At 58.6% G+C, this 13,739-nt stretch carries 4 protein-coding genes; 3 read left to right on the top strand and 1 reads right to left on the bottom strand.

Going from position 1 to position 13,739, the window contains the following annotated elements; genetic code table 11:
• Positions 1-50 precede the first annotated feature (50 nt).
• From ACZ89R_RS11185 to ACZ89R_RS11175, 3 genes are all read left to right on the top strand, one after another.
• Positions 51-3,665, top strand: a complete 3,615-nt coding sequence (locus ACZ89R_RS11185) for a Tc toxin subunit A (RefSeq protein ID WP_429545774.1) — start codon at positions 51-53, stop codon at positions 3,663-3,665.
• Between the two features lie 73 nt (positions 3,666-3,738).
• Positions 3,739-7,884, top strand: coding sequence for a Tc toxin subunit A-related protein (locus ACZ89R_RS11180; RefSeq protein WP_429545775.1), 4,146 nt, complete (start codon positions 3,739-3,741; stop codon positions 7,882-7,884).
• A complete protein-coding gene (locus tag ACZ89R_RS11175; protein ID WP_429545776.1) occupies positions 7,881-12,212 on the top strand; it encodes a hypothetical protein in 4,332 nt (1,443 codons plus the stop codon). Before ACZ89R_RS11180 ends, ACZ89R_RS11175 begins: the two co-directional genes overlap by 4 nt.
• A 77-nt stretch (positions 12,213-12,289) precedes the next feature.
• Here the strand turns inward: ACZ89R_RS11175 and ACZ89R_RS11170 are convergent, their stop codons facing one another.
• Positions 12,290-13,621, bottom strand: coding sequence for a DUF58 domain-containing protein (locus tag ACZ89R_RS11170; protein ID WP_429545777.1), 1,332 nt, complete (start codon positions 13,619-13,621; stop codon positions 12,290-12,292).
• Between the last annotated feature and the right edge of the window lie 118 nt (positions 13,622-13,739).

Raw genomic sequence — 13,739 nt, 5'->3', positions numbered from 1 at the left:
GGCGCCTCCTGGCTGTTCAACGATGCGTAACTGCCAGAAGGAGCTCCAGCATGGCGGCCAACCAGAATCGACCTTCCCTGCAAATGTTCGAGCAAGTGTTCCCATCGTTGCGGGGGGCAGAGTATTCAACGTTGAAGCAGTACCTGGAGGACGGCAAATCGGTTTTCCCTCTGGTGGAAAAAGGTGTGCCGGGGCTGGTGGCTGATTTCGGCCTGACCCCCGCCGACGCACAACGCTTTTTGCAGCGTGCGAATGCGCTGGCGATCTATGTGCGCCGTCAGTTTATCGAACAGCGGTTGTACGGCGCTGATACAGAGGTTGCCAAGCCTTCCAGCGGGCTTTTGTCAATCGTCGCAGGGCCGAGTTTCGAGGGCTTGTTCGACGTTGATTTCGACACACTATGCCCCCCCGATGCACTGGAATCAGTGGCTTCACCGGTGGCTTATCTGGTGGACCTGATGAAGTGGATCAGCGACCGGATCGAGTCAGTTCCGGGTGACGGCGTAAACCCGAAAATGCCACTGAGCGCACGCCGTAAAGACCTTGCGAGGCTCCCCATCCACTTCAATGCCGTGCATCAAGCGGTGTCTGCGGTAGACATCATCCTTGCGAAGCTGGAAACGTTCATCGGAGACCACACTGGTGGGCCTGACAACTTCGACGTCAACGAGGCCATGAGCACTGCTCGATACCCCAACGGGCTTCCCTATTACCAGGCTTGGGTGACGCTGGATTACGTAGCCCGGCAAAACGCGCTGTCGGTGGGGGATGTGACGCGGGCCGTGGATCAGGCCTTTCCCTATTTTCTGCAACCCGAGGCCTGGGCCGCCGAGGGGGGGCGGGCGATGCTCCATGCCTCCCGGTTGGGGCCTTATCAACGGGAGTTGTTGACTGAGGATCCATTTGATAGCGAAGACGATGATGAGCAGGAGCAGTTCTATCTGCTGAATTTTGGCACTATGCCGACGGACTGGCGGAACATCAGTCAAGTGCCGTTCTTCTGTGAACGAACAAAACTTGATGCCTTGCAGCTTGAGGCGTTGCTGTCGCTTCGAAGCTTCGCTCCGGTGCGGTCCGCCAATGCGCTTCCCCTCGATGGCGCATCAAGCGGTGCGCAGTCCGGCTCTGTCTACCTGAATGCGGGTAGCACGCCCGCTGTCGACATTGATTACCTTGCTGACGAGAAACTGCGTCGGTTGTCAGTGTTTCCCGAAGAGCCCGCCCGATACGACCGAATGAATCGCAAACTGCGGCTGGACCAATGGCTCGGCCTGCCACCCGAGCAGGTGGACGGGTTGCTGGTCGCGGCGATCAATGCCCAGGTGCGGGCTCAGATACCCGACCACCCGTGGTGGATCTCGGACCACACCGTACAAGCGCTCGGTTTGTTTCAAGAGTTGCGCGAGCGCTATGACTGCACGGCTGAGGACTTCTCGGTGTTTGTCGATGCGCTGTCGATTTTCGGACGCGGTGATATGCCCTCACAGTTTGACCGGGTCTTCAATGCCCAGACGACCTTTCAGGCTCCGTTGAAACTGGATGGAGGGGCATTCCCGGTGTTCCCGGTCGCCAGTGCAGAAGAACTGACCATCAAGCAACTGTGCAGCGGGCTGGGTATTGACCTGAAGACCTACAGTTACCTGGCGCTGACGATTGCCCAGGCCCATGGCCGGGAAGATACCCTGCTTCGTAACCTGGCCATTGTTTCGAGTTTTTACCGCCTGGTGAAACTGCCCAGGATGCTGGGCATGACGCCGATAGAGGGGCTTGTGCTGCTCACGACGCTGGGAGGTGAAACCTGGCTCAAGGCATTGGCCGGCGTCCCGCAAATCAGGCAGCGCAACCCTTTGCCGGTAGAATCCCAACCGGATGTGCTGAACATCATCCACGGCATGGAGTCCTGCGTGGGTTGGTGCCGTGAGCGTGAATTGCCGGTGCTGTGGATGGTGCAGCAGGTTTCGCCGATCATGGCGTCAGCCACAGCGTCGGCGAATGAGCAACAGTTGTTCGAAAAACTGCGAAGCTTGCTACCGGCAACACTCTTTTCCGATAACGCGTTGCTGATGGCCGGTGTTCCACCGCTGGCAGGCGGGGCGGTGTGGCTGGATTTGCTGACTTCGCTGGTGGACAGCAACGGCTTGGTGATCACGCAGTGGCCGTCGATCGAGTCCGACTACCCGGTATTCGCGCGTGAGCGACTCGATACGGCGGTCAGGGAGGGGCTTGGTGAAGATGACGAGGCGTTGCGTGCGCCTGTCGTTGAGAAAATGCTCGCCGTTCTCCTGCAGGTCAGAGCGGGCCAGGTGTCGGTGGTCAAAGAAAGCCTGGCGGTCTATGCCGGTGTCTCGTCCGAGCTGGCGATACCCGTACTCACTTGGGCGAACGGTACTGTTTATAGCGTGCTCAAACAGGCGCTCGAGCGAGCAGCTGACACAGCGAACAGGCGTTGGCGGGATGGGGAGAACGACGAGCGGTTCCTCGCGTTGCTGGCGGATGTGCGGCGACGCAGTGCCGTGGTGCTAAAGCTGGACCTGAGTGTGGAGCTGTTGGAGGACTACCTGACCTATGGTTATCTCGACTGGTTTGACGGCCTCGACAAACACGCCTTCTCGTTGCGGATTCTGTATTACCTGACGGTGCTTACCCGTGCGTTCGGGTTGAGTGAACTTCCACCGACGCAATTGCTCGGTTATCTGCGAGAGGTCAACGCACTGCTGGGCGACCTGGGGGAGGATGCCTTGGAACTGGTCCGGGAAACAGCGGCGATCAGGCTGGCCGCTTTTTTCAACTGGAGCGTCCAGGAAGTACGCGAGTGCGCCAGTCGGATCAACGCGCAGCACGTTATTCGAAACCTCAAGGAGCTGGACCTGATGCTTCGGGTTCGGGTGCTGGCCACCCGTACCTACATGGATGCCGAGACCCTGTTTCTGATGGGAACGCTCCCGGCGACGCTCGACAGAGCGGTTTACCGCGCGGCGGCCGAGCATGCGGTGCTGAGCCTTTACGAATCGCGAGTACCACTTATACCGGGCGGCGATGAGGCCCTGAAACCATCGACGCCGGTGACCATCGCAGTGGATCGCACCGAGTTGGTGGCTAAAAAAGCGGGAGAAAAAGCCACGTTCACGGTGACCGTTACAAATGCCTCAGGTCGCGCCTTGAGCGGGATTTCTGTCAATGGCTACACCACCTTGGGCTCCATCCAGGAAAGCGTTGCAACCGGGGTGAACGGGGTGGCGACTTTCGAGTTGTCAGCGGGGGGCGTCATGGGCGAAGCAATCGTGCACTTTCAACTCCCTCTGCATGAGAGGCAGCAAGCACCTCGCAGTGTGATGATCGGTGCCGATAAAACCGAGCTGTTCTTTCCACCACCGTTGAAGTCGCCGGTACCGGCTGACGTTGTGTTGTTCGGTGAGTCAATCGAGTTGTCTGCAGCGATGCTGGACAACAATGGAAACTTCGGGATCGGTATGCCGGTGCGATGGAGCAGTACGCCCGATCTGGATATCCGGCCAAGCGAGGGGCTGACCAGTGCGCAGGGACTAACGCAGGTGCGTGTCTCCAGTTCCACGGGCGGGACATTTGTGATCCGCGTCACCAGCGTGCACAACGAAAGATCCGCCGATTTTGAAGCCATTACCTTCGCAGGCCCTGCGTCCCGTTAAACGGAATGGCTGCCGAACCAGGCGCTTGCTGCCTGGCTGAATTCAACTGGGTTACCCCTCGGGAGCAAGGACTATGGGCAACAATAAGATGGCCGGACTGCTCGAAAAACGTCGTACGGCGTTTGTGGAGTATTGCATCGGGCAGGTTAAACCCGACAGTCAATACAGCTTCGTAAAAACACCCGGGGATTTGTTCGAACTCCTGCGCATGGACCCGCTGGACAGTTACCCGGTGCAAAACTCCTGGGTCGCCGAAGCCACAAGTTGCGCCCAAAACTATATTCATGCGGTGTACCGCAAGCTGGAACCGGGGTACTCGACGCATGAGTTTGATAAAGATGAGCTGAAATTATGGGAGCTCTTCAGCAACTACCCGGATTGGGCGGCGCTGCAAATGATCGCGCTCTACCCGGAAAACTACATCAACCCCTATGTGCGCCAGCGTAAGACCAGCCTGTTCAAAAACCTTGAGAACAACTTGAATCAGACGCGCCTGAGTATTGATGCCGTGCTGCTGGCTTTGCGCGATTATCTGCAAGTGTTCGAGCAGACCTGCAACCTGGATGTTATCAGTTGCTATATGGACGGCCTTTCTCCCTCGCGCGCCGATTATTACGTGGTCGGCCGGCAGCGTGTTCAGCCCTTTCAGTACTTCTGGCGCAAGGCCGAGATTGAAATCACGGCTTCCTGTCGGGCGATCAATCCGGCGGCGTGGGGCGAGTGGCAGCCGATCGAGGTTCCCGTGGGGGGGACGGTGCTGGATGTGCGGCCGGTGTTCTGGGGCGGACGTTTGTGCCTGGTCTGGGCCGAGTGGCGTGACAAAGTGGTCGGTACAAACGATGTAGTGCTGCCTAACAAACTGGATATCAACCTGGCATTCATGGCGCAGAACGGCCATTGGTCTGCACCGCTTTCGTTGCACAGCGTTGAAATTTCTCGCGATGTTTCGCCTGGCAGCCGTCTGATCGCGACGGTGTTTGTCGATGACCAGCACCCCAAAGGCAAATTGGCGGTGTTGTTGACCAACCGTAAGAGAGGCACGTCTCCCGAAGTCCCTGTAGATATCTATGAAACGCGGGACGTGCTGTTTCGCAAGATTGACGACGACAAGATGGCGATGGATGCGCTGGCTGACGATCGCTTTGTCAATCCAGAGATTGTGCAGCATCCGATGGTGCCAGAGGGCGCTCCGGATATTACCGACTCTGTTGAAATCGCTGGTACGTTGACCGATCTCTACTCGTTGCAGGCCGTTGTCTGGCGCGTTATCGATGAAACCAGTCAACGTGAGGACGTTCTACTGGTCAGAGGCCTGTGCGCGGCGAGAACCACTGGCGAAGATCCTGTCGAAAAGTACTTTGATCTGAAGTTTCCATTATTTGCAGGAGATGACCCCGAAGAGATCCGTGGCACTTTCTCCAATGCAGGGGGCTGGAGTACGGGCTGGATGGCCATTCGCCGGCCGGCGGGCGGTATGGGAACTTTCAAGTTTACGTTCGGTGGTAGTGACACAACCGACGGGTACGGACGCAAAGAATTTACGGTGTCAGTGGGCGCAGTGACGGCTTTTGTTCCTCCATCACTGGATAAGAGCAATGCCCAGGGCGCGCAATTTCTCTCCCTCAATCAACTCGAACTGGACCTCAAATACGTGCGTCTGAACTCGTTGTTCGGGCCAGAGCTGGTGCAGCGCGCCAATATTTCGGTCGACGCCGTGCTGGACTGGAGTACTCAGTTTCTGGAAGAGCCGGGGCCAACAACGGGTGACATCGACGAACCGAACGGCGCGTTCAATGGCGCCAACGGGCTGTTCTTCTGGGAACTGTTTTTCCACCTGCCGCACCTGGTGGCTTCGCGCCTGAGCGCGGAAAACCGTTTTCTGGAGGCGCAACAGTGGTTGCACTACCTCTTCGATCCCCAGGCCCCGGAGGTCATCCCGGATCCTCCGAAGCCCGAGGATCCAACCAAACCCCGTTACTGGCGGTGTCGGCCGTTGACAAGTGCCGGTAACATGGGCTGTGAGATGCAAACACCGACCGACCCGGATGCCATCGGCTACTCGGATCCCCAGCATTTCCGGATCGTTGCCTACATCGAGTACGTGAAAAACCTGATGGCCTGGGGCGATTGGTACTATCGCCAGCTCACCCGTGACAGCCTGGTGGCGGCCAAGTTGTGTTATGTGCAAGCCGAGTTTCTGATGGGCAAGGCGCCCACCGGCAGAACCATCAACGACTGGCAGACGACCACCCTCGGTGAACTGTTGGGGGCGGCTTCAACCCGGCCCGCGTTGGAACAATTCGAAAAAAATCTTGATTTCACCCTGGCGGACTTCCCTGCCAGCGCCCCGACCATGCCAGCGCTGGGCATGCTCGCCGTCGAACCGTTCAATTTTCCGATCAATGAACAGTTGCTCGACCTGTATGCGTTGCCCGGTCGGCGTCTGCAAAACCTGCGCAATAATCTGACCCTCGACGGTAAACCGATGGATATTCCATTGTTCAGCCCGCCGACGGATCCCAATCAGCTACTGCGTGATCTGGCAGCCGGTGGCACCGGCTCGCCACGCCCGATGGGTGGGCAGTTGGTGGTGGTGGCGTTTCGCTGGAGGGTCATGTTCGAGGCTGCGCTGCGTGCGGTGCAGACGCTGCAAGAGTATGGCAATCAGGTCTTGCGCCTGCTCGAACAGCGGGATCGGGCCGAGGTGGAGGAGCTGCAACACAACCATTTGGTGGAGTTGGGGGCCTATGCACAGACCGTGCAGGAACAGACTATCACGCAGATGCAAGCGAGCGTGACCGCGCTGGAGCAGAGCAAGGTGGCGGCGCAGGAGCGGTCCGAGGCGTATGCGCTCAGGTATGAGCGCAACGTCAGCGACGTTGAATACGACGTGATGGCTCAAATACTTCAGGCAAAACAAATGAGCCTTGCCTCCAATGCCATCAAAGGCGGTGGCGCGGTGATTGCCTCGCTGCCTAATATCTTTGGTATGGCTAACGGCGGCCATCGTGGAGAGGAACTGGCGAACGCGATTGTGTATGGGCTGGAGCTCGCGTCATCAGCGCTGCTGATGGACGCGGAAAAAAGCTCGACCGCTGAAGCCTACCGTCGGCGTCGCGAAGAATGGGCATTGCAACGCGATCAGGCCCTGGCCGAGGTTCGCGTGATCGACGAGCAACTCATTGCGCAGCGTTACGCGGTAGACGCGGCCAACGCCAGCCTGGCGCAAACGTTGCGGGCCAATAGCCAGGCGTTGACGCTCTACACCTTCATGAAGAAGCGTGCGACCAACGCCGAGCTGTTCGGCTGGTTGCTGGGTCAACTCAAGGCGCTCCATTATCAGGCCTATGACGCGGTCGTCGGTTTGTGCATCAGTGCCCAGACTGCACTGAGCGCGGAAACCGGTGATTACGATTCGCAGATTCCACTGCCACAGGTCTGGCTGGACAATCGCCATGGTCTTACGGCGGGCGAGCACTTGCGGGGCTACCTGTTGCGCATGGAGCGTGAGTACCTGCATCGCCATGAGCGGCGCCTGGAACTGGTCAAACCCATCTCCCTGCGGCAGCTGTTCGATGACGGCCGGCAAGTGGGGTTCGACAGCTGGCAGCGGGCGCTCGGTTCGCTTCAGAGCACCGGCACCCTGGAGTTCGGGCTCACCCAACTGCTCTTTGACCGCGACCACCCGGGACACTACTGCCGACAGATCAGTTCTGTGGAAGTGGACCTGCCAGTACTGACAGGCCCGTACGAGAATGTGAGGGCCACCCTGCTGCAAGTCAGCAGCACGACGGCCACCAAGGCAACGGCTCGTTCGGTGGAGTACCTGTACGCTCCTGATAACGCGGTAGCACCGGTCGACGTGCGATTCAATTTACGCAGTGGCCAGCAAATCGCCTTGTCGATGGGGATCGCAGACACCGGCATGGCGGCGATGAAGCCTGATGAAGGTTTGCTCAACCCCTTCGAATGCACGGGGGCGGTGTCGCGCTGGACGTTGAATTTCCCGTGGCCGGGCAGGCAACCGCAAAAGGCCATGCTGGCGTCGCTGACGGACATCATCGTGCGTGTTCGCTACACGGCCAGGGTCGGCGATCCAACGTTCACGCGAAAAGTCGAGGAGTTGGTCAAGAGTGTCGTTCCGGATGAGCCCACCGCGTTGGATGAATCGCCGACACGCGCGGCCAAAACGGACGGACAAGGGAGCATGCAGTCATGAGTGCACCGGTTATTCAGGCCAATACGAGCCTGGTACGCGATGGCGATTTTCGTGAGGGGCTTACTCAATGGGACAAAGGACCGATCAATCCGAGTTGGCTCGGTACTGAATCTGATGGGAACTATCCGGAGGGGCCGATTCGGTATTTGACGGCCGGGAATGGATCGTCGGTCAGCCAACTGATCGACGTGCCGAAAGACTATAGCGAGCATGCTCGTTACGCCCTCAGTTTTCTCTATGAAACGACGCATACCCGTGCCGGCAGGCTGGAGATCAGCATTGAGCGCGAGTCTGGGGCGCCGGAGCCGCAAGTGATCCTGCTGCCCCCGCGTAATAGCCAGGAGGATGGGCAACCCCTGGCGTTCAGGCCGATCAGGCTTGAAGTCGACCTGACTCTGGCGCTCAGAAAAGATGACAAGATCCGCGTCAGCGTATTCAGCCCGGAAAATGATAACCCCCATGACTATTCGTCGAGGGTTTGCATTACCCGCATCAAGCTACTTCTGCACTTGGGACCTCTGGGATTGGAACGCTTGACGGTTGACCGCCAATTACTGCCGCCAGAGCGTCCGTTGTACCTGTGTCTCGGTGCTTCAGGGAGCTTTCAACACAGCTTTGGAGTTGTGCCGGTTGTGAACAATTCCTGGCTGGACACCAAGGCTGCACTGTTCAGTGAAAACAATCCGCAGGAGGCCATCGTCACGATACCAGGGTTGGGTACGGACCATCCGCTGGACAGCGAATGGTTGATTGATTGCCCGATGATCGACGGGGACGGCCCTCATCTGTTCTCGCTGATGCTGTTCAACCAGTACACCGCCGAGGCCTATCCGATCCCTGTTTCGCTGGGACATCACCGGCTTGCGTTCCGTGAAGTCCGAGAGGCCGCCTACTACCCGGTTTTCGAGTACGGACAAGGTGTCCGGCTGGGTGTTCAAGTGGTGTCGCACTACACCGGTCAGGCGCTCAGCGGACTGATCGTGAACTGGGGACTTCAGGGCCAGCAGACGAAAAAATTCGTGGTCACCGATAACGAAGGTTGGGCCTGGTTCGATTTTCAGCCAGCGAGTGCTGATCTGTTTGTTATAGAAGCATCGGTCCAGAGTTTGTATTACGCCAGCGGCAGACTTACTCAAGCGCTCAACGTCCGGGTGTTGGCGACAGATCCCTGGAAGGACGTGATGGCCGTTGTCGATGGGATCGAAGCGCCGTGGAACGAGAAGACCGGCTATCCCAATCGTGGCTCCCGGTATCCCGTTGTTCTGAAATTGCCTGATGACAGCCCGTTGCTAGGCTCCGATCTGTGGCTGCAATCGGAGGGCGCCTCCCTGGATCAATTGGGGGTGACAGTGAGTCCCGCGCTTGACGAGCCGGTGCCGGTTATTGATAGCGCCCCGGTCTGGATACTGGAGTGTGAGGATCGCCTCGACGGCCGCTTCGACCTGTCGCTGGGCTGCTCGAAACTGTTGCTGGCTTCGGGCAAAAAACCCATGTCACTGGCGCGCAACGAGGTCAGGATCGGCGGGGTGCAGGAAGCGAACAAATTTCCGATCGTCGATGAAAATGAAAGTGTGCTGTTGAGGGTACAGGTGGTGCACGTTGGGTCAGGTGACCCTGTGATCAATGCGTTGGTCGATTGGGTGGGGCCTGATGAAACAGTGTCCACCGTCACCGGTGCCGGTGGCTGGGCAAACTTTTGGTATACCCCGCGCAACGCCGGGGATCAGGTCATCATCGCCAGCGTCAAGGCCCACCCAGACGCGCTTGCGGTTGAGCGGTCTTTCAATGTGAAGGCTCTGGCAAACAGCCCCTGGAGAACCGAGGTCAAAATCTTTCTCGATGACGTCGAGGTCGACCGGGTTGCGCTGGGCGTGCTCTGTTGGCGTGGCCAACTCCATACCTTGAAGGTCGAGCCTGTAGCTGCCAGCCAGTTGATCGGAAAGTCCATGATTCTGAGCTGGCGCGGTACTTCCCCGGCTATCGGACTGGTGCCGAGTGACCTTGGCGTGCCGAGGACACTACCGTCAGGTGGTCTGCAATGGACGTTCAGTTCACAGATGGCTACCAGCGTCAGCAGCCTGTTCGAGCTTGAACTGCACAGTGATGCGCTTTCCTCCCCTCGGGAGTTGTTCGGGCGTTTGATCTCCCCGGATCTGGCCGACGAAATGAGCGTTGTGCTGGATCAGATACCGGCAACGATAGGCAATCAGACGCTTTATCCATGCCTGGGGGCGCTTCACCGTTTCAATGTCTTGCCCCATGCACTGAGTCCATTGACCGGGCTGCAGGTCATTCTGCACTGGTCAGGGACGCCGCCCGCAGAGTTGGGGGCAACCGTCGACCCTGAGTTGAACGCTCCTCAGGTCATCAGTGACGGGGGCGCACTCTGGTGCCTGGACTTCAAATTCAGTGAACAAAATGGTCGTTTTTCTCTGGCTGTGGAGCTGCCTCAACTGGGGTGGACGTCCACCGTCAACGAGATGGAGCTGGGGCACTATAAACTCAGGATCGAAGCGTTGCGCGGGACGGCGGTGGACCCGGTCGCCGGGCAGGATCTTGCCTGGATGTGGGTGCAAGTGTTTTCCGCTTTCACCGGGCAACCGGTCCAGCACGCTCCCGTGTCATGGACGGCCACGGGGGCGGCGAGCATCGTGGAAACTGATGCAGATGGGTGGGCCGGCTATGGTTTTGCGCCGTCAGTCGCACAGCAGTATGACGTCGATGCGCTCGTCGTCAGCCCCTATGACGGCTATCAGGAGACCCGCTCCACGACGGTCACCGCACTGGCGAGTGATCCGTGGGAGGGGCTGATGGTGAGTTTTGATCAGCAAACGCCTCAGCCCTGGGGGGCGAAGACGTATTTCCCTCGACGCAAGGGTGAGCACCTGATCGAACTGTCGGCGCAGGAAGGCAGTCCGCTGTTTGATCAGGACTTGACGCTCGGGCTGACAGGCACGGGACCTGGCGAACTGGGTGTCAGTTTTGTACCGGCCGCCCTTGGGATACCGCAATGGTTCTCCAGCGTGGGGTTGCGTTACACGGTCAAGGGCGGTGATCTGAAGGACGGGAGTTTTGCGTTGCGCCTCTCGGCTTCCAGGCTGGCCAAGTTGTCGCCAACGAATGCGATGTCACTGGGCGAAGGTTCGCAGGTGGTGAAAATCATAGCGAACAATCGTGCTCACCTGGTGCTTGACTGGGAGCAGGAACTTTATGAACAGGTGACGGTGATCTCGGTCATCAGCGGCAAGCCGATGCGCCATTTGACCGTGACCTGGCGCAGCCCCGATCTGGGGGTAGTGACCTCGCGGACTGATTTCTATGGCATGACGAAAATTCGCTTCACACCGCTGACCCCTGGGGCGGCCGAGTTGACGGCGACGGTGGGGGATGAGTGGTATTCAGACGCAATTTCGCTGCCGTTTACCGTGAACGAACCTCGGAAAATACAGGCGCTGGTCAGCCCGCAGTCAAGCGGTTATCCAGGGCAGGAGGTCTCGGCGACGGCGACCGTGGTTTCCGCCAGGACAGGCGAACCGCTGTCGGGTGTGAAAGTGATGTGGGAATACACGGGCGTCTCGCTTGCACCAACGATGACAGACGCCGATGGAGTGGCAACGGTCTTGTTCAAGCTTCCCATGAACAGCGATGCGTTGATGGCCAGTGTGCAGGGGGGCGTTGGCGGGTGGGATGTGGCGCAGTTGTTGATTACGGTGTTGGCGGATGAGCCTGTTCTTGAAGACATCAACAGTGATACCCCGACGATTCGTCTGGGTGACGACGTGATCGCTTGGGTGAAAGTGGTGGGCCGCAATGGCGGTGTTGAAATGGAGAATGTTGAGGTTGCCTGGCGTTTTCCAGATCAGGTGTTGCTGCCTTCATCATCCGATAAAAATGGAATCGCAAGGGTCACGTTCAAGCCAGACAAGCTTGGAACCTACGACCTTACAGCCACGCTAGAGAGCAGTAACCCGAGCTCCGTTGCATGGGTCACCATCATGGAAGCGTGGCATGTCGAGATAACGGAGCTAACGCCTTCGGGCGGAAATTATTACCCTATTGGGGGGTATCCTACGGTTCGAGCCATTGTTGCTTCCAAATTTACTCAGCATCCTGCGCAAGGAATAGAAGTATTTTGGTTTAGAAATGGAAATTCGGCGGCACCGGCGACACACACCAATTTGGATGGTTTGACTAGCAAAAACTTTGGGCCTCTCGCCGCTGGAGAGACACGTATTCGTGCTCAGGTGAGGGATCCGCAGGGCAATGTTCTCAGTGAAAAATACTGTGACCTGATCGCTATGAATCGCCCTTGGCCAGTGAATCAATGATGGTTTCGTGAATGAGGCTGTAATCGAAGATGGCGGTGATGAGCTGAGTCTCTGGGGTTTGTTGTCCTGGAGTCTCTCTAAATCACCCCAGCCCGCTTCCAACTCAAATACCGCGTCACCAACGCCGCGCCCAGTTCACTGGGCCTCGCATCCAGCACCGGCACTCCATGAGCACGCAACTGCTCATGGAGTTCGGCTCGCGCGTTCAAATAATCCACCGTGCCGCAATACGTCAGGGCCTCAGGCAAGGTTTGCACGGGGGCCTGGCGCAAGTGGTCGAGCACCTCTTCGCGCAGGCTGACCACCAGCACTCGATGTTGACGGCCCAGGCGTTTGACAGCGGTGAGCAGTTCTTCGTCGTCTTCGTCTCGCAGGTTGGTGACCAGTACCACCAGTGCCCGGCGTTTTTGTCGGGCCAGCAGCTGGTTGATGGCGGCTGGGTAATCGGCAGGGCGTTGCGTGCTGGCCAGGTCGTAGACGGTGTTGAGCAACACGTTGAGCTGGTCTGTGCCCTTGACCGGAGCGAGGTAGCGTGGCGAGTCGCCGGCGAAGGTACACAGGCCCACCGCATCACCTTGACGTAGCGCGACGTAACTGAGCAGCAGGCAGGCGTTGAGTGCATGGTCGAAATGCGACAGTTCACCGTCCTGGCTGCGCATGCGCCGGCCGCAGTCGAGCAGGAACATGATCTGCTGATCGCGTTCATCCTGGTACTCCCGGGCAATTGGCGTACGTTGGCGCGCGGTGGCTTTCCAGTCGATCTGACGCAGGCTGTCGCCTTCTCTGAATTCCCGTAACTGGTGAAATTCCAGACCCAGACCACGGCGTTGACGCTGACGCACGCCGAGTTGACTGAGCCAGTTGTCCACCGCCAACAGTTGGCCACCGTAGAGGCGGGCGAAGTCGGGGTAGACGCGGGTGTGATGAGTCAGGTTCAGAATGCGTTTGTCGAGCCACAGACCCAACGGACTTGGCAGGTGGATTTCGCAGTGTTCAAAGGTGAAGTGGCCGCGCTTGAGCGGGCGTAGCCGATAGCCGATGTGGCTGCGCTGGCCGGGTTGCAGCTCGACTGGCAGTGGCAGGTTTTCGAAACTCAGGCCGCCCGGCACATGGTCGAAGAGCTGAATGCTCAAGGGCTGGGCAAGATCATGCTCGACCTCCAGCCGTACTTCGCCCCATCGACCGAGCGCCAGGCTGCCGGGCATCTGCCGTTGCACACGAGGCGAGGGCAGTCGTTTGAGGCGGATGGCGTCGAGTATCGCCAGGGCCAGCAGCGCCAGGAGCAATCCCCAGTTGATCGATAACAGGCTGGATGGAATGGCGATGTCCAATGCTCGCAACGTGCCCAGTAGGATGCCGATGGTCAACAGGACTGCTAGCCAGATCAACAGAAGCCGGGACGGTTTCATGGCGTAACACCGCGTGGCCTGCTGAAAAGATCGCAGCCTGCGGCAGCTCCTACAGGAGACCGCATTCGGCGTAGGAGCTGCCGAAGGCTGCGATCTTTTCTTGGGGCGACGCGGATCT

The organism is Pseudomonas sp. TE3728 (assembly GCF_056279145.1).
The sequence above is the reverse complement of the archived record's forward strand: the minus strand, read 5'-3'. Positions and strand labels throughout refer to the sequence as shown.